Source organism: Streptomyces sp. NBC_00273 (genome assembly GCF_036178145.1).
Taxonomy (GTDB): domain Bacteria; phylum Actinomycetota; class Actinomycetes; order Streptomycetales; family Streptomycetaceae; genus Streptomyces.
In genome coordinates, this window is sequence record NZ_CP108067.1 from 5,941,260 (window position 1) to 5,959,182 (window position 17,923).

Genomic DNA, 17,923 nt, shown 5'->3' on the forward strand with positions numbered 1-17,923 from the left:
ACCCCGCTGTTATATGCGAAAGGTGATCCCTCATGCTCTCCGGGAACGGCCGTCACAGACGCCCCCGCCAGGTCCCCGCGCTGGTCGTCACAGCCGGAGTCACTGGCTCTGCGCTGGCCATGCCGCTGTTGGCCGCCACCAGCGCCACCGCCGCCGACACGTCGACGTGGGACAAGGTCGCCGAGTGCGAGAGCGGTGGCTCGTGGAGCGCGAACTTCGGTAGCGGCGCCTACGGCGGACTCCAGTTCACCCAGGAGGAGTGGCAGAGCGCCGGCGGGCTCGACTTCGCCGAGCGCCCCGACCTGGCGAGCCGTTCCCAGCAGATAGCCGTCGCCGAGCGGGTGCTGGGCTCGACGGGACCGCAGGCCTGGCCGCTGTGCGCGGCCTCGGCCGGTCTGGTCAAGGAGAGCCCCGCTGCGCAGGTGGACCCCGGTCTGCCCGGCAGCAAGAGCCCGGTCGCCCCCGCGCCGTCCCGCCCGGACGACGCCGTTCCGTCCACCGGCGGCGGCAAGCCGTCCACGGACTACGGTTCGCCGACCCCGGCCCCGGCTCCGAGCCCGTCCAGCACCCCGTTCCTGATTCCCGACGCGCCGTCCGTCGGACTGCCCGTCATGCCCGCGCCGGACGTCCCGACGACGCCTCCGGTCGACCCGACGGCTCCGGTCCAGCCGGGCGGTCCGACCGGCACGCCGACCCCGGTCGACCCGACGGCGCCGACGCTGCCGGTGGACCCGACCGCGCCCACCACCTCGCCCACCACGCCGGGACTGCCCCCGGTCGACCCGACGGCCCCCGCGAACCCGGAGGTCCCGCAGACCACCTCCACCACTCCTGTCGAGGGCAATGGCAAGCACCGCGGTGCGCCGGAGACCGCGCCGGCGGTCCCGTCTGGCGCCGCGTCGGACCCCACCTACACGGTCCAGGCGGGCGACAGCCTGGCGACCATCGCGGTTGCCAAGGGCGTAAAGGGGGGCTGGAACGGTCTCTACCAGGCCAATGAGCAAGTCATCGGCGAGGACGCCGACCTCATCAAGCCCGGCCAGAACCTGGATCTAACCCCGCATTAAGGACAGTTCAGTTATCCGGAAAGAGTTGAATGTCGGATTTCTGTAAGTGAGACATGTGTCTCTTCCGGTCAACTGGCGTGTCCCGCCTCGGGGCTTCCGCAAACCCCGCCCTCACCTGCGCAAATGCCCCTGCGGGGAGTGCAAGTAGGGCCCGTTTCTCCCCGATGTTCCTCGTTGAACATCGGGGAGGGACCTGTCTACCTTCTGAATCGCTCGCCACCGCGAGCTCCTTCGACCGCATCGCCGAATCCTGCCGGCGGACGGGGGGAACAGTCGTCGCGTCAAGCGCCGAAGGCAGGAGCGGGGGAACCAAGGTAGGTGCCGGGAGCGGCCGTTGAGAGACGGTCACGCCACCGGCTTGGGGTTAAGACGTGCGCTAGGTCGCACGACCGGGCAACTCACTCGCCCGAACCCGACAGCTCACCTCGTAGGCGTCGGTGAGGAGAAACTCCATGCTGCTTTCCGGCAAGGGCAAGCACCGTCGCGGTACTGCAATCGAGCGGTCTGTCCGGATCGTCACGCTCGCCGGTGTTGCCGGTGTGGCCGTGGCCGCCCCCCTGATGGCCGCGGGCACCGCCAGCGCCGCCACCACGTCCGAGTGGGACAAGGTCGCGCAGTGCGAGTCCGGTGGCAACTGGTCCATCAACACGGGCAACGGCTACTACGGCGGTCTGCAGTTCTCGCCCTCCACGTGGGCCGGGTTCGGTGGCAAGTCGTACGCCGCGCAGGCCAACCAGGCCTCCAAGTCGCAGCAGATAGCCATCGCCGAGAAGGTCCTCAAGAGCCAGGGCAAGGGCGCCTGGCCGTCCTGCGGCAAGGGCCTGACGAACTCCGCCTACACCGGTGGCGGCTCCGAGACCCCGGCGTCGAAGCCGCAGTCCAAGCCGCAGTCGAAGCCGCAGCCGAAGGTCGAGACCAAGAAGGCCGAGACCAAGGCCGCGCCGAAGCAGGAGACCAAGCGCCCCGAGGCTCCGACCACCCGCTCCGAGCGCACCGAGGCTCCGGTCGCGCCGAAGACCGGCAACGGCTCGTACGAGGTCAAGACGGGCGACACCCTGGGCACCATCGCCGAGGCCAACGGCGTCAAGGGCGGCTGGCAGCAGCTCTTCGAGCTGAACAAGGACATCGTCTCGGACGCCGACCTGATCTTCCCGGGACAGAAGCTGAAGCTCAGCTGAACACTGCGGCAAAGCCACGGGAACATGTACGGGGCGTCAGCTGACCCCGTGCATGATTTCCACCGCCCGGCGCGTGCCCCACGCGCCGGGCGGTGCTGCGTGCGGCCCTTGAACGCCGATGATCAAGCGACCTATGTCCCGGAAGGGGGGTATTCGGTCGCTTTTTCGTCCCAGGGTCCGGGCGGTCGGGCGGCCCAGTGCCCGGAGCCGGTTAGGCTCTAGGCGGCAAGGCCATCCCACGGCCTGACACGCCACCGCACACTCAGCGTCACATCCCAGAAGGAGATGCTCGTGCCGTCCATCGACGTCGTCGTAGCCCGGGAAATCCTGGACTCCCGAGGCAACCCCACGGTCGAGGTCGAGGTGGGCCTCGACGATGGCAGCACCGGCCGTGCTGCAGTTCCGTCCGGCGCCTCCACCGGTGCATTCGAGGCCATCGAGCTCCGTGACGGTGACCCCAACCGTTACTTCGGCAAGGGTGTCGAGAAGGCCGTCCTCGCCGTCATCGAGCAGATCGGCCCGGAGCTCGTCGGCTACGACGCCACCGAGCAGCGCCTGATCGACCAGGCCATGTTCGACCTGGACGCCACCGACAACAAGGGCTCGCTCGGCGCCAACGCCATCCTCGGCGTGTCCCTGGCCGTCGCGCACGCCGCGTCGGAGGCCTCGGACCTTCCGCTCTTCCGCTACCTCGGCGGTCCGAACGCGCACCTGCTGCCCGTTCCGATGATGAACATCCTCAACGGTGGGTCGCACGCCGACTCCAACGTGGACATCCAGGAGTTCATGATCGCCCCCATCGGCGCGGAGTCCTTCTCCGAGGCGCTGCGTTGGGGTGCCGAGGTCTACCACACCCTCAAGAAGGTCCTGCACACCAAGGGCCTCTCCACCGGCCTGGGCGACGAGGGCGGCTTCGCCCCGAACCTGGAGTCCAACCGCGCCGCGCTCGACCTCATCATCGAGGCCATCAAGCAGGCCGGCTACGCCCCGGGCAAGGACATCGCGCTCGCGCTCGACGTCGCCGCGTCCGAGTTCTACAAGGACGGCCAGTACGAGTTCGAGGGCAAGTCCCGCTCGGCCGCCGAGATGACCGACTACTACGCCGAGCTCGTCGAGGCGTACCCGCTGGTCTCCATCGAGGACCCGCTGTTCGAGGACGACTGGGACGGCTGGAAGACCATCACCGACCGCCTCGGCGCCAAGGTCCAGATCGTCGGTGACGACCTGTTCGTCACGAACCCGGAGCGTCTGGCCCGCGGTATCGAGGAGGGCTCCGCGAACGCCCTGCTCGTGAAGGTGAACCAGATCGGTTCGCTGACCGAGACCCTGGACGCCGTCGAGATGGCCCAGCGCAACGGCTTCAAGTGCATGATGTCCCACCGCTCCGGTGAGACCGAGGACGTCACCATCGCCGACCTCGCCGTCGCCGTGAACTGCGGTCAGATCAAGACCGGCGCCCCGGCCCGTTCGGACCGCGTCGCCAAGTACAACCAGCTGCTGCGCATCGAGGAGATCCTCGACGACGCCGCGGTGTACGCGGGCCGCAGCGCCTTCCCGCGCTTCAAGGGCTAATCACCCCCCTGAGGGGCTGGCCTCCGTACGTCCCCGCACTCGGTCCCGTACCGTGTGCGGGGACGTATTGCGTAGTGCGTACCTAGGGGAGGCGGACCAATGGCCGGGAACCGGGATCGGTTCTCCACCTTCTCCACCGCGACGAGGCTCAAGCAGCTCGGCGAGCGGACCGCCGCCCACGTCTACCGGTCGCAGTCGCGGCGTCAGGTCCGCCGCAGCCGGCTCACCGGCCGCGCCGCGCTCCTGGTGCTCGTCCTCTGTACGCTGGTCGTCGCCCTCGCGTATCCGATGCGCCAGTACGTCTCCCAGCGCTCGGAGATCGCGAAGCAGCAGCGGGCCGCCGCGGCCGCGCGGGACCGCCTGGAGCGGCTCCGCGACGAGAAGGCCCGCTGGCAGGACGACGCCTTCGCGGAGCAGCAGGCGCGCAAGCACCTGCACTTCCTGCGCCCGGGGGAGATCGGCTACATCATGAGCGACCCCGGGGCCCAGTCCCCACAGCCGCACCGGACCGGTCACGCCGGCTCCGACCGCCCCTGGTACTCCAACGTCTGGGACGGCGTCGACAAGGCCGACCGCCCCGGCGAGTGATCCGTACCGCCGTACCGCAGCACCCATCCACGAGAACGAAGAGACTTCCTCCAGGCATGCAGACGCCCCCGCCCCAGACCGACCGGACCGAGCCGACCGACGCGGACATCGAGGCGTTCGAGCAGCAGCTCGGCCGCCCGCCGCGCGGGCTGCGCGCCATCGCGCACCGCTGCCCCTGCGGGCAGCCGGACGTGGTGGAGACCGCCCCGCGGCTCCCCGACGGCACCCCCTTCCCGACGCTGTACTACCTGACGTGCCCGCGCGCGGCCTCCGCGATCGGCACGCTGGAGGCCAACGGCGTGATGAAGGAGATGCAGGCCCGGCTCGCCGAGGACAAGGAACTGGCCGCCGCCTACCAGGCCGCCCACGAGGACTACATCCAGCGGCGCGACGCCATCGAGGTGCTCCAGGGCTTCCCGAGCGCCGGCGGCATGCCGGACCGGGTGAAGTGCCTGCACGTGCTGGTCGGCCACTCCCTGGCCGCCGGCCCCGGAGTGAACCCGTTCGGCGACGAGGCCCTCGCCATGCTGCCGGAGTGGTGGGCCAAGGGTGCCTGCGTCGTCCCGTGCGGGGAGAAGAAGACGGACGACGAGGAGCCGCGCGCGTGACCCGGGTCGCCGCCGTCGACTGCGGTACGAACTCCATCCGGCTGCTCGTGGCGGACTGCGACCCGGCCACCGGCGAGCTCGTCGAGCTGGACCGCCGGATGACCATCGTCCGGCTCGGCCAGGGCGTGGACCGGACCGGGCGCCTGGCCCCGGAGGCGCTGGAGCGCACCTTCGCCGCCTGCCGCGAGTACGCGGGAGTGATCAAGGAGTTCGGCGCGGAGCGGGTGCGCTTCGTGGCGACCTCCGCCTCCCGGGACGCCGAGAACCGCGCGGACTTCGTCCGGGGCGTCCTGGACATCCTGGGGGTTGAGCCCGAGGTGATCTCCGGTGACCAGGAGGCGGAGTTCTCCTTCACCGGCGCGACCAAGGAGCTGACGGCCCACGAGCACCTGGAGCGGCCGTTCCTGGTGGTGGACATCGGCGGCGGCTCGACCGAGTTCGTGGTCGGCGAGGAGCACGTACGGGCCGCGCGGTCCGTGGACATCGGCTGCGTCCGGATGACCGAGCGGCACCTGGTGGTGGACGGGGTCGTCACCGACCCGCCGACCGCCGAGCAGGTCGCCGCGATCCGGGCCGACATCGAGGCGGCGCTGGACCTGGCCGCCGAGAGCGTCCCGCTGGCCGAGGCGCGCACGCTGGTGGGCCTGGCCGGCTCGGTGACCACGGTCGCCGGGATCGCGCTGGGGCTGGCGGAGTACCGATCGTCCGCGATCCACCACTCCCGGATCTCCTACGAGCAGGTGCGCGAGATCAGCGAGCGGATGCTGACGGCGACGCACGCCGAGCGCGCGGCGATCCCCGTCATGCACCCGGGTCGGGTGGACGTGATCGGAGCGGGTGCGCTCGTCCTCTTGGCGATCATGGAACGCATCGGCGCTTCGGAGGTTGTCGTGTCGGAGCACGACATCCTCGATGGAATCGCTTGGTCCATCGCCTGAACGACCTTCGAAGCAGGTCGTGAAGGGCTCTTGGGCCCGTGATCCACATTAAGTTCGTGAAGTTCTTCACAAGGAAAAAGGGTCTGTGGGACCAAAGGAAGGGCCCTTCGGGGCCTTCCGGAGGCCCTCGGGCCCTTTTTTGCATGCGTTCGTGCGATCCGCGGAGACGGTGGGATGCGCGTCAGAGGTATGGACGAACCCCTGTGGTCCAGTCCGCTTTTGGCCTTGGAGGCCAGTTCAGGACGGGTGAACAACGACTCCGGACGTCTTCTGGTTCCCGTCGCGCGTCATGACCTCCGTCACGTGGGCGGCGGAGTGTAGCAGAGGGCCTCTCCGTCCTTGTGAAGGGGCTCACGAGCGACACCTCTTTGGGTGCTGGATACTCGTTCCATGAGCACCACGGAGCGTCCCAGGATCCTCGTTGTAGGAGGTGGGTACGTAGGCCTGTACGCAGCCAAGCGCATCATGAAGAAGATGCGCTACGGCGAGGCGACCGTCACGGTCGTCGACCCGCGCTCGTACATGACCTACCAGCCCTTCCTCCCTGAAGTGGCCGCAGGCAGCATCTCGCCTCGGCACGTCGTCGTCCCGCTGCGACGCGTGCTGCCCAAGGCAGAGGTTCTCACCGGCCGGGTCACCAGCATCGACCAGGACCGCAAGGTCGCCGTCGTCACGCCGCTCGTCGGCGAGGCGTACGAGCTGCCCTTCGACTACCTGGTGATCGCGCTCGGCGCCGTCTCCCGCACCTTCCCGATCCCCGGCCTCGCCGAACAGGGCATCGGTATGAAGGGCGTCGAAGAGGGCATCGGCCTGCGCAACCACGTCCTCGAGCAGCTCGACAAGGCCGAGTCCACGACGGACGAGAACGTCCGCCGCAAGGCCCTCACCTTCGTCTTCATCGGCGGCGGCTTCGCCGGTGCGGAGACCATCGGTGAGGTCGAGGACATGGCCCGGGACGCCGCGAAGTACTACTCCACGATCAAGCGCGAGGACATGCGCTTCATCCTGGTCGACGCGGCCGACAAGATCCTTCCCGAGGTCGGGCCCAAGCTCGGCGCCTGGGGCAAGGAGCACCTGGAGTCCCGCGGCATCGAGATCTACCTCAGCACCTCCATGGACTCCTGCGTGGACGGCCACGTGGTGCTGAAGAACGGCCTCGAGGTCGACTCCAACACCATCGTGTGGACCGCCGGCGTCAAGCCGAACCCGGCCCTGGCCCGCTACGGCCTGCCGCTGGGTCCCCGCGGCCACGTGGACGCCCAGCCGACCCTCCAGGTCACGGGCACGGACTACATCTGGGCCGCCGGCGACAACGCCCAGGTTCCGGACGTCGCCGCCCGCAAGGCCGGTGTCGAGAACGCCTGGTGCCCGCCGAACGCCCAGCACGCGCTGCGTCAGGCCAAGGTCCTCGGCGACAACGTGATCTCGGGCATGCGGGGCTTCCCGCAGCACCCGTACTCGCACTCCAACAAGGGCGCGGTGGCGGGTCTCGGCCTCCACAAGGGCGTCGCGATGATCGTCATGGGCAAGACGAAGATCAAGCTCAAGGGCCGGCTGGCCTGGTACATGCACCGTGGCTACCACGGCATGGCCATGCCGACCTGGAACCGCAAGATCCGCGTCTTCGCCGACTGGACCCTCGCGATGTTCCTCAAGCGCGAGGTCGTCTCCCTCGGCGCCCTGGAGACTCCCCGCGAGGAGTTCTACGAGGCCGCCAAGCCGGCGCCGGCCCCGGCCGCCGCCGCTGCTCCGGCCGCGAAGGCCAAGGCCTGACCGGAGTGACCGGCAGGACCTGAGCCCTCCACCCGGCTCACCTGCTCCGTCCGCTCCACCTGTACGACCCGTACGACCCCGAAGGGGCCGCCCGCCATCCGTGGTGCGGGCGGCCCCTTCGGCGTACCCGGGGCCCGGGATGGGTAGACGGAGGGGTCGGAGCTTTTGTGGAGGTGCGCCATGACCGACGCCGCGCCGCGGCTCGCCGTTGTTGCCGAGACCCTGCTGGGTGCCCCGCTGCCGGTACGCGTGCGGGCCTGGGACGGCAGCGAGGCCGGCCCGCCCGACGGCCCCGTGCTCGTCATCCACGACCGCCGCGCCGTGCGCCGGATGCTCTGGAGGCCCGGCGAGCTGGGGCTGGCCCGGGCCTGGGTGGCGGGCGAACTGACGGTCGAAGGCAGTCTGTTCGATCTGCTGGAGCGGGTGGCGGGCCTGCTGTGGGAACGCGAGCCGGACCTGCCGCCCGTCGACCCCGCCGTCTCCACGGCCCAGTCCGGGCCCGGGCCGCTCGCGGCCCTCGGGAGCATCGCCCGCAGCGTCGGGCTCCCGGCGCTGCGCGACCTGCCGGGGGCGAGGTGGCGCGACGCCGCCCACCGGGCCGCCGCGCGCGAACTGATCGCCCTCGCCGGACCGCTGCCACCGCCCGCGCCCCCCGCCGAGGAAGCGGCGGCCCGACGGGGCGGAACACTCCACAGCAAGGGCCGCGACCGCCGGGCCGTCAGCCACCACTACGACGTCGGCAACGACTTCTACGAACGGGTGCTGGGCCCCTCGATGGTGTACTCCTGCGCCTATTGGAGCCCCGGCTCCACCCTGGAGGAGGCCCAGCGCGACAAGCTCGACCTGGTCTGCCGCAAGCTCGCCCTGCGGCCCGGGGACCGGCTGCTCGACGTCGGCTGCGGCTGGGGCTCCATGGCGCTGCACGCCGCCCGGGAGTACGGGGTCCGGGTCACCGGCGTCACGCTCTCCCGCGAGCAGGCCGTGTACGCCCGCAAGCGGGTCGCGGACGAGGGACTGACCGATCTGGTGGACATCCGGATCCAGGACTACCGGGACGTCAAGGACGGGCCGTACGAGGCCATTTCCTCCATCGGGATGGCCGAACACGTCGGGGCCGACCGCTACCGGGACTACGCCCGCACCCTGCACGCCCTGCTGCGCCCCGGCGGGCGGCTGCTGAACCACCAGATCGCCCGTCCGCCGGAGCCGGACGAGGAGGCGTACCGGATCGACGAGTTCATCGACGCCTACGTCTTCCCCGACGGGGAGCTCTCCCCGCTCGGCACCACCATCGGCGAACTGGAGCGGGCCGGCTTCGAGGTCCGCGACGTGGAGGCGCTGCGCGAGCACTACGGGCTGACCCTGCGGGCCTGGGTGGCCCGACTGGAGGAGCACTGGGCGGAGGCGGTCCGACTGACCTCGCCCGGCCGGGCCCGGGTCTGGCAGCTCTACATGGCGGCCTGCGCGCTCGGCTTCGAGCGGGGCCGACTGGGCGTCAACCAGGTGCTGGCGGTGCGGCCCACGGCCGGCGGGGACGCCCGCCTGCCGCTGCGGCTGCGCACCTGGGACGCAGAAACGGTCTAGCAGGGCCACGGGCACGCGGAAGGGCCCCGGGCGATGCCCGGGGCCCTTCCGCGTCCTACGCCGCTGCGGCGGCTGCTACTCCGTCTTGATGGCGGTGAGCATGTTCAGGCGGGCGGCGCTGCGGGCCGGCCACATGGCGGCCAGGACACCGACCACGGCGGCCAGCAGGAGGAAGACGCCGATCCGGTCCCACGGGAGGACCAGTTCGTAGTTCGGCATGGACTTCGCCAGCGTGCTGCCGACCGCCCAGGCGAGGAAGACACCGATGGTGATGCCCAGGACCGCGCCGAAGAGCGAGATCACCACGGCCTCCAGGCGGATCATGTTCTTGACCCGGCTCCGGTCGAGACCGATCGCCCGCAGCATGCCGATCTCCTGGGTCCGCTCGAAGACGGACATCGCCAGGGTGTTGACCACGCCGAGCACCGAGATGATCAGCGCCATGCCGAGCAGGCCGTACATGATGTTCAGCATCAGGTTGATCTGGCCGCCCATCTCGTTGCGCATGTCCTGCCGGGTGGCGACGTTGATGGCCGGGTTCTTGCCCAGGGCGTCGACGACCTTCTGCTGGCCGGCCTTGCTCGCCCCGCCCTCGACGTTGACGTACACCTCGGCGACGGCGCTCTCCTCACTGTGCTGGGAGAGGATCTTCTCGTCGAGGACGTACGGGGAGAGCAGGCTCTCCATGTCCTTGTAGACCGCGCCGACCTTGAGGGTGCTCTCCTGGCCGTCCTCGAACTTCACCTTGATCGCGGAGCCGAGGCCGAGGTTCGCCTTCTTCGCGGTCTTCTCGGCGACCAGGACCTCGCCCTTGCCGAGGGAGTCCACCGAACCGCTGACGGTCTCGATGTTCAGCAGCTGGCCGATGGCGGCCGGGTTGACGCCGGAGGCGGCCCGGAAGTCGTCGTTGACCATGAAGTAGCCCGCCGTCTGCGGGGAGACCGCCTTGATGCCGGGGGTCTTGGCCAGGGTCTCGGCCACCGACTTGTCGAGGTAGCCCCTGTTGTCGGCCATGGAGACCTTGTAGTCGGCCTTGAGCTTCTCGGTGCTCATCCGGTCGACGACCTTGCCGATGGTCACGCCGATCACCGACAGGGTGGTGACCAGGGTCAGGCCGATCGCCAGCGAGGCGGCGGTGACGGCGGTGCGGCGCGGGTTGCGGACGGCGTTCTGGGAGGCCAGCTTGCCCGGGATGCCGAACACCTTCTGCAGCAGCGGCCGGACGGCCCCGATGACCGGCTTGGACAGCAGCGGCAGCAGCACGATCATGCCGATGAGTATGAAGAACGCGCCCGCGCCGATGGTCATGCGGCCGGGGTTGCCGCCGTTGGACACGCCGAGCAGGACCAGGCCGATGCCGAGGACGCTGATGATCGAGCCGATGATGTTGCGGACGAGCAGCGACTTCGCGGTGGCCGGAAGGTGGGCGCTGCCCATGGCGGCGACCGGGGCGATCCGGCCGGTGCGCCAGGCCGGCAGCACCGCGGCGACCGTCGTGACCAGGACGCCGATGACCAGCGCGGCGACGATGGTGCCCGGGGCGATCACGACGCCGCCGCCCGGGAGCTTGGCGCCGAAGGAGCCGAGCGCGGAGCGTATGCCGATCGCCAGGCCGATACCGCTGATCAGGCCGATGACGGCGGACAGTGCACCGACGACCAGGGCTTCGACGAGCACCGAGCGCATGACCTGGCCGCGGTTGGCGCCGACGGCGCGCAGCAGGGCCAGCTCCTTGGTGCGCTGGGTGACCAGCATGGTGAAGGTGTTGTAGATCAGGAAGATGCCGACGAAGAGCGAGATGCCGGCGAAGACGAGGAGCATGGTGCTCAGCTGGCTGAGGCCGTTCTCGATGTCCTTGGTCTGCTTCGCGGCGAGCGCGGTGCCCGTCTGCGCCGTGGTGTGCTTGCTGTCGACCAGCGGCTTGATGTCGGCGAGCAGCTTGTCGGCGGAGGTGCCGTCCTTGGCCCCGACCGACATTTCCTGGAAGTAGCCGGGCTTGAGGTACAGCTCCTGGGCGACCTTGGTCTCGAAGAGCACCAGGCTGCCGCCGGCCTGGACGCCGCCGTCCTCGGTGGTGAAGATGCCGGCGAGGGAGTACTCCTTGACCGGCCCGTTGGTGGCGACGCGGACCTTGTCGCCGACCTCGTACTTGCCCGTGTCCGCGGTCGCCTTGTCGAGCGCGACCTCGTCGGCCTTGGCGGGGCCCGCGCCCTGGACGAAGGAGTAGCGCGGGTCCTTGCCGTCCTTGACGGGCGTGTAGTTGGCGCCCTGGTTGGACCAGCCGGCACCGATCAGCTTGCCGTTCTCGTCGCCGACGCCGGCGAAGCCGGTGACGCGCCCGGAAACGGTCGCGACGCCCGGGAGCGCCTTGACCTTGTCGAGGGTGGCCTGGCTCAGGCCGGGCTCGCCTTCCCGCTCGCCCTGGTCGTTGCGGCCCTGGCCGTACGAGGTGACGGAGACGGCCACGCCGGCGTAGTCCTTGGCGGACTGGCCGGAGAGGGACTTCTTGAGGGTGTCGGTGAAGATGAGGGTGCCGGAGACGAAGGCGACGCCGAGGGTGACGGCGAGCACCGTCATCAGCAGTCGGGCCTTGTGCGCGAGGACGTTGCGCAGGGCTGTACGGAACATGGGGGATCTCAGTCCTGGGGCTGGAAGTCTGGAGGAGGGTCGGGGAGGGAGATCCCGGGTCAGCTGGTGCGGCCCTTGGCGTCGAAGGACTTCATCCGGTCGAGCACGCCGTCGGCGGTGGGGTCGAGCATCTCGTGGACGATCTCGCCGTCGGCGAGGAAGATGACGCGGTCCGCGTAGGAGGCGGCGACCGGGTCGTGGGTGACCATCACCACGGTCTGACCGAGCTCGCGCACCGAGTTGCGCAGGAAGCCGAGCACCTCGGCGCCGGAGCGGGAGTCGAGGTTTCCGGTGGGCTCGTCACCGAAGATGATCTCGGGGCGGGAGGCCAGGGCGCGGGCCACGGCCACGCGCTGCTGCTGGCCGCCGGAGAGCTGCGTGGGGCGGTGGGAGAGGCGGCCCGAGAGGCCGACCATGTCGATCACGGAGTTCAGCCACTGCTTGTCGGGCTTGCGGCCGGCGATGTCCATGGGGAGCGTGATGTTCTCCAGGGCCGTCAGGGTCGGCAGCAGGTTGAAGGCCTGGAAGATGAAGCCGATCTTGTCCCGGCGGAGCTGGGTGAGCTGCTTGTCCTTGAGGCTGCCCAGCTCGGTGTCGCCGATGCGGACGGAACCGGAGGAGAAGGTGTCCAGGCCCGCGACGCAGTGCATCAGGGTGGACTTGCCCGAGCCCGAGGGGCCCATGATCGCGGTGAACTGGCCCTGCGTGAAGTCCACGGTGACGTTCTTGAGCGCGACCACCTGGGTCTCGCCCTGGCCGTACACCTTGGAGAGGCCGGTGGCGCGGGCGGCCACGGCCTGGGCGGTGTGCGGGGCGTAGTTCATGGTGGTCACGGGACGGCTCCTCGGTCTGCTGTGCGGGACGTTTCCATCCTCGCCGCGGGAGTCCCCCTTCCGGATCAGCCGTCGTGCCTGTTCCCCGCCCCGCTGGAGTCTGACGGCGGGCCGGCGCATGTCCTCCTCTGGTATGACAGGACCCTGATCGGCGGGCAGTGGCCCGGGGTGGCGGGGAGGGTGGCGCGGGGGGTGGCGTGGGCCATCGAAATCCCGTCATTCCCGCACAGGTGGTGATCGGTGCCCAGAGCGGGCCGACCGCGGATTCTGAGCTCTGACGAACCCTCAAGCGCCAATAAAATCAGACAACATCGGAAAGTTCGCAGGTTGGTGGGGGGAGCGATCCGGATAGGCTCGGTCCAGCGTTCAAGGCTTTTTTACGGGGGCCGCCACGCCTTGCCCGGATGGTGGAATGCAGACACGGCGAGCTTAAACCTCGCTGGCCTTCGGGCCGTGCCGGTTCAAGTCCGGCTCCGGGCACCATCTATGGAACGGTGTCCGGCCCGCAGGGCCGATCCCGTTGGGGCGCGGCCGTTTCCGGGGACCGGGAACGCGGCGCAACGCGCGCCCGGCGAGCGCCTCCCCCGTACGGAAACACCGGAGTCCCCCGCGGCGACGTCAATCGGGCGGACACCCGTCAGCCGCCGGGCCGGGTGAAGGGCCAGGGGTGCGCCGCGCCCGCACACGCGCCCCGGGCGTGTCCGGACCGGACCCGGACCGGACCCGGATCGTCCCCGCCGAATCGGTCCGGCCGGCGGACGTGCGGACTCCCCTTTTATTTACTGCGCTCCGTCGTGGCCTCTCCTAAGATCCTCCTCCAGCAGTAGGGTGCTTTTTTTGCGAGCGCATTACTCTTGATGCAAGGCCGCGCTCGGTGGCCACGGAGGAGTGAGATGAGGAGCAGTAACCCGGTCTTCTCGCGACGGGGGTTCAGCCGCGACAACGGTGGCTACGCGGGCTTTGACACGCAGGCGCAGCAGGCCGGGACCAACCCGTACGCGACGAACCCGTATGCGGCCGACCCGACCACCGGCATGCCGCAGGCCCCGGCCCGCGCCAACGTGATGACCATGGACGACGTCGTGAGCCGTTCGGCCATGACGCTCGGCACGCTCATCGTGACGGCGGCCCTTGCCTGGATCGCGCTGCCGGTCGACCCGGACAACCTCGGCATGTCGTACGGCATCGCCATCGGCGCGGGCCTCATCGCCTTCGTCTTCGCGATGATCCAGTCCTTCAAGAGCAAGCCCGTCCCGGGCCTGATCCTCGCCTACGCGGCGTTCGAGGGCGTCTTCCTCGGCGTGATCAGCGCGGCCGTCAGCACGTACCTCGGCCCCGGCGTGGTCATGCAGGCCGTGATGGGCACGATGTGCGTCTTCGCCGCCGTGCTCTTCGCGTACAAGATGCGCTGGATCCGCGTCACCCGGCGCTTCTACGGCTTCGTGATGGCGGCGACGCTGGGCTTCATCCTGCTCATGCTCGTGAACTCGCTGTTCGCGGTCTTCGGCGGCGGTGACGGCCTCGGCTTCCGCAGCGGCGGCCTCGGCCTGCTGTTCGGTGCCATCGGCGTCATCCTCGGCGCCTGCTTCCTCGCCCTCGACTTCAAGCAGGTCGAGGACGGCATCGCCTACGGTGCCCCGCGCGAGGAGGCCTGGCTGGCGGCCTTCGCCCTCACCATGACCCTGGTCTGGATCTACGTCGAGATGCTGCGCATCTTCTCGATCCTCTCGGGCGACGACTAGCAGGACCCGCAGGCCGACCACCGGCCTGCGCACAGCACGGGGAAGGCCCCGCGAGCACACCGCTCGCGGGGCCTTCCCGCATCCAGGGTGCGGGGACGGTCGGTGTATCGGGGGAGGGGGGGGCTCAGCCGAACCGGCGGGCGGCTCTGCGCAGGTCGTACTCGTGGATGATCGCCTTGGCCTGGCCGTACGACAGTTCGTGCGCGCCGCGAAGCCAGCTGACCTTCTCCTCGAACCGGACGAGCGAGGGGCCGTCGTCCACGGTGCGGAGCCAGTCGGACACTTCACGACCGGTGGTCTGGGGGATTCTGTCGATCATGTTGCGGTGTGTCTGTTCGGAGAACTCTACGGACATGGGCGCCTCCGGAGGTATTGCCGTGCTGTTCTCTTCACGCCACCGTGCCGGAGAGTTCGCCCGTTGGCAATGGTGCCCGGGCGCCGCGTAAGGTCGGCCGGGTGCTTGATACTTCGCCCCTGACCGCCGTCGTGGAACGTTTCGCCGACCGGCTGCGGGCCGCGCCGCAGAGCCGCTTGCAGCGGGGCGCCGCCACCGCGGCGCTGGAGCTGGCCCGCGAACTCTCCGTACGGGCCCAGCGGATCGAGACGCCCGGGCAGGAGCCGAAGGAGGTGCCGGACGCCGGCATCTTCGTGGTCGGCGATCAGGTGGCGGTGACCGGGCTGGACCTCGCCGAAGCACTGCGCGCCGCGGCCCCGGACAGCGCGAAGGCCCCGTCCGAGGTGCTGGACGAGGCCGTGCGGCTGGTGGAGCAGGCGGAGATCAGAGCGATGCGATGACGCGGTCCGCGAGGATGTAGACATTGCTGTCGGGGTCCTCGGCGTCGCCGCAGGAGAAGGTCAGTGCATAGGCGCCGGAGATGCCCGAGCCACCGAGCAGGACCGGCGCGGTGCCCGAACGCAGGGCTTCGGCGAGGCGCTCCGCGGTCTCCCGGTGCCCCGGGGTCATGCACAGCGTCGTGCCGTCGGTGAAGACGTACACGTCGAGCGTGCCGAGCGGGCCCGGGCGGACGTCCGCGAGGGCCGTACGGGCCTCCGCGAGCTCCTCCAGGCGGTTCACGGTGCGCTCGTGGTCGGCGCCGGGGTGCGAGGCCTGGACCGGTACGAAGTCGGGGTGCGAGGGGTGGCGCCGGCGCGCGGCGGCCAGCTCGGCCGAATCCTCGGGATACCCGGGGAGCTCGTCGAGGATCTCCTCGCCGAGTACGGGCTCCAGCCCCACCAGGTCGGCCTGCCGGGGCAGGAAGACGGGGCTGTCCTCGCCGAGCCCGGGCAGACCGCCCAGCAGCGAGGGGGCGTCGGCGGCGTCACGGGCCTCCTGAGCGGCCCAGAAGGCCCGCGCCTCGGCGAGCTCGCGCTCGCGCTCCTCGGCGAGGGCTTCGGCCACGGCGGCTCGTATCTCCGCGGCGGGGGACTCCACGGCGCTGCGGGCGTGCGGGACGGTCGCACCGCGGGGGTGGACCGGCACCGACAGCTCAGTGCGCAGGGCGGCGACCTGCTTGCGCAGACCATGGACGGCGTGCAGCGCAGCAGCGCCCACGGCCGTGGCAGCGGCCGTGGTCAGCAGCAGGGCAAGAGACATGGCGCTCACTGACTAACTCCTGAGGTGATTCGATCCCCCGACTTCCTACATCAGAGTGTCCCGACCTGGGAATGGCGTGCAGTGCATTACGTCACGAAATGGACAGGGCTTTGGTCACACACGTCGCATCTGTACCAGCCTTGACCTGCGTAAACACCGATCCCCCAGGAGATAGGTCACATCCTGGGGGAAATTTGGTCACAGGTCGGCTGCGACCGGGTTGGATCCGGTGTCAGTACGCCGCAAGGGATCCGGCCGGATCCCTTGCGGCGTCTGGCTCGCGCTCTTGATCGAATTAACCCAGCCGCTGGATTCTCGGTCGCGTTGGGCTTCGCCACCGCTGCGGGCAGGTGCCGCCCCTCGCCACGCGGCGGAGCCGCACATCGACACGGCGGGGGGACCCCTACCCTCCGCTACGGCTCAGCTCAGCCGCTGGATTCTCGGTCGCGCTGAGCTTCGCCACCGCTGCGGGCAGGTGCCGCCCCTCGTACCTCGAGGCGACCCCTACCCTCCGCTCCGGCTCAGCTCAGCCGCTCGATGACCATGGCCATGCCCTGGCCGCCGCCCACGCACATGGTCTCCAGACCGAACTGCTTGTCGTGGAACTGCAGGCTGTTGATCAGGGTGCCGGTGATGCGCGCACCGGTCATCCCGAAGGGGTGACCGACGGCGATGGCCCCACCGTTGACGTTCAGCTTGTCGAGGGGGATCTCCAGGTCCCGGTACGACGGGATGACCTGGGCCGCGAAGGCCTCGTTGATCTCGAAGAGGTCGATGTCGCCGACGGTCAGCCCGGCCCGCTTCAGGGCCTGCTTCGACGCCTCGACCGGGCCCAGGCCCATGATCTCGGGGGAGAGGCCGGTGACGCCGGTGGAGACGATCCGGGCCAGCGGGGTCAGGCCCAGCTCGCGGGCCTTGGTGTCGCTCATGATGACCAGCGCCGCGGCGCCGTCGTTGAGCGGGCAGCAGTTGGCGGCCGTGACCAGGCCGTCGGGGCGGAAGACGGGCTTGAGGCCCTGCACGCCCTCCAGGGTCACGCCGGCGCGCGGGCCGTCGTCCGTGGAGACGACGGTGCCGTCCGGGGTGGTGACCGGGGTGATCTCGCGGGCCCAGAAGCCGTTCTTGATGGCCTCTTCCGCAAGGTTCTGCGAGCGGACGCCGAACTCGTCCATGTCCTGGCGGGTCACGCCCTTGAGGCGGGCCAGGTTCTCGGCGGTCTGGCCCATCGCGATGTACGCGTCGGGGATCAGGCCGTCCTCGCGCGGGTCGTGCCAGGAGGCGCCCTCGCTCTGCGCGACCGCGGCCGTACGGGCCTCCGCGTCGCCGAAGAGCGGGTTGTGGGTGTCCGGCAGGCCGTCCGAGGAGCCCTTCACGGACCGGGAGACCATCTCGACGCCCGCGGAGATGAAGACGTCGCCCTCGCCCGCCTTGATGGCGTGCAGGGCCATGCGGGAGGTCTGCAGCGAGGAGGAGCAGTAGCGGGTGATGGTGGCGCCGGGCAGGAAGTCCATGCCCATCTGCACCGCCACGATGCGGGCCAGGTTGTGGCCCTGCTCGCCGCCGGGCAGGCCGCAGCCGAGCGTCAGGTCGTCGATCTCGCGCGGGTCCAGCCCGGGAACCTTGGCCAGGGCGGCCTGGATGACCGTCGCGGTCAGGTCGTCCGGCCGCACGTCCTTGAGGGACCCCTTGAAGGCGCGCCCGATGGGGGAGCGGGCGGTGGAAACGATGACGGCTTCGGGCATCGGGACTCCAAGGGTGTGTTGCGGCTCTGTGCGGGACCGCAAGCGAAGTTACCGCCCCGTACGGTCCAGGTCACCG

At 70.0% G+C, this 17,923-nt stretch carries 15 protein-coding genes, 1 tRNA gene and 1 riboswitch; of the genes, 11 read left to right on the forward strand and 5 right to left on the reverse strand.

Annotation, left to right across the window (positions count from 1 at the left end; all coding sequences use genetic code 11):
• Positions 1–32 precede the first annotated feature (32 nt).
• The 8 genes from OG386_RS26270 (at position 33) to OG386_RS26305 (ending at position 9,308) form a co-directional block, all read left to right on the forward strand.
• The gene (locus tag OG386_RS26270) at positions 33–1,067 is read left to right on the forward strand and encodes a transglycosylase family protein (RefSeq protein WP_328790168.1); all 1,035 of its coding nucleotides are present in this window, start codon (positions 33–35) and stop codon (positions 1,065–1,067) included.
• 276 nt (positions 1,068–1,343) lie between these two features.
• Positions 1,344–1,516: riboswitch (cyclic di-AMP (ydaO/yuaA leader) on the forward strand.
• A gap of 3 nt (positions 1,517–1,519) precedes the next feature.
• Positions 1,520–2,245, forward strand: a complete 726-nt coding sequence (locus tag OG386_RS26275) for a transglycosylase family protein (RefSeq protein WP_328790169.1) — start codon at positions 1,520–1,522, stop codon at positions 2,243–2,245.
• 291 nt (positions 2,246–2,536) lie between these two features.
• The gene (gene eno, locus OG386_RS26280) at positions 2,537–3,817 is read left to right on the forward strand and encodes a phosphopyruvate hydratase (RefSeq protein ID WP_442815651.1); all 1,281 of its coding nucleotides are present in this window, start codon (positions 2,537–2,539) and stop codon (positions 3,815–3,817) included.
• A gap of 99 nt (positions 3,818–3,916) precedes the next feature.
• Entirely contained in the window at positions 3,917–4,405 is a 489-nt protein-coding gene (locus OG386_RS26285; protein ID WP_327384981.1) for an FtsB family cell division protein, read from the forward strand.
• A 56-nt stretch (positions 4,406–4,461) separates the two neighbouring features.
• A complete protein-coding gene (locus tag OG386_RS26290; protein WP_030009403.1) occupies positions 4,462–5,013 on the forward strand; it encodes a DUF501 domain-containing protein in 552 nt (183 codons plus the stop codon).
• Positions 5,010–5,951: a Ppx/GppA phosphatase family protein gene (locus tag OG386_RS26295; protein ID WP_328790170.1), complete on the forward strand. Its 942-nt coding sequence runs from the start codon at positions 5,010–5,012 to the stop codon at positions 5,949–5,951. Before OG386_RS26290 ends, OG386_RS26295 begins: the two co-directional genes overlap by 4 nt.
• A gap of 390 nt (positions 5,952–6,341) precedes the next feature.
• On the forward strand, positions 6,342–7,724 hold the full coding sequence (locus OG386_RS26300; RefSeq protein WP_328790171.1) for an NAD(P)/FAD-dependent oxidoreductase: 1,383 nt from the start codon (positions 6,342–6,344) through the stop codon (positions 7,722–7,724).
• 180 nt (positions 7,725–7,904) lie between these two features.
• Positions 7,905–9,308 (forward strand): cyclopropane-fatty-acyl-phospholipid synthase family protein, encoded by a 1,404-nt coding sequence (locus OG386_RS26305; protein WP_328790172.1) that lies wholly within the window; start codon positions 7,905–7,907, stop codon positions 9,306–9,308.
• Between the two features lie 75 nt (positions 9,309–9,383).
• Here OG386_RS26305 and OG386_RS26310 read toward each other — a convergent pair whose 3' ends face one another.
• Positions 9,384–11,936: an ABC transporter permease gene (locus tag OG386_RS26310; protein WP_328790173.1), complete on the reverse strand. Its 2,553-nt coding sequence runs from the start codon at positions 11,934–11,936 to the stop codon at positions 9,384–9,386.
• A gap of 59 nt (positions 11,937–11,995) precedes the next feature.
• Entirely contained in the window at positions 11,996–12,760 is a 765-nt protein-coding gene (locus tag OG386_RS26315; protein WP_328793361.1) for an ABC transporter ATP-binding protein, read from the reverse strand.
• 407 nt (positions 12,761–13,167) lie between these two features.
• Here OG386_RS26315 and OG386_RS26320 point away from each other — a divergent pair.
• Positions 13,168–13,252, forward strand: a tRNA-Leu gene (locus OG386_RS26320).
• A 410-nt stretch (positions 13,253–13,662) separates the two neighbouring features.
• A complete protein-coding gene (locus tag OG386_RS26325) occupies positions 13,663–14,511 on the forward strand; it encodes a Bax inhibitor-1/YccA family protein (protein WP_328790174.1) in 849 nt (282 codons plus the stop codon).
• Between the two features lie 124 nt (positions 14,512–14,635).
• On the opposite strand, the gene OG386_RS26330 is transcribed toward OG386_RS26325, so the two are convergent.
• Entirely contained in the window at positions 14,636–14,866 is a 231-nt protein-coding gene (locus tag OG386_RS26330) for a DUF4287 domain-containing protein (protein ID WP_030010339.1), read from the reverse strand.
• Between the two features lie 101 nt (positions 14,867–14,967).
• Here OG386_RS26330 and OG386_RS26335 point away from each other — a divergent pair, with 101 nt between their 5' ends.
• Positions 14,968–15,306 (forward strand): hypothetical protein, encoded by a 339-nt coding sequence (locus tag OG386_RS26335; protein ID WP_327385099.1) that lies wholly within the window; start codon positions 14,968–14,970, stop codon positions 15,304–15,306.
• Here the strand turns inward: OG386_RS26335 and OG386_RS26340 are convergent.
• The gene (locus OG386_RS26340; RefSeq protein ID WP_266602642.1) at positions 15,290–16,105 is read right to left on the reverse strand and encodes a hypothetical protein; all 816 of its coding nucleotides are present in this window, start codon (positions 16,103–16,105) and stop codon (positions 15,290–15,292) included. The two genes, OG386_RS26335 and OG386_RS26340, sit on opposite strands and share 17 nt — an antisense overlap.
• A 521-nt stretch (positions 16,106–16,626) precedes the next feature.
• Positions 16,627–17,847: an acetyl-CoA C-acetyltransferase gene (locus OG386_RS26345; RefSeq protein WP_328790175.1), complete on the reverse strand. Its 1,221-nt coding sequence runs from the start codon at positions 17,845–17,847 to the stop codon at positions 16,627–16,629.
• Positions 17,848–17,923 lie beyond the last annotated feature (76 nt).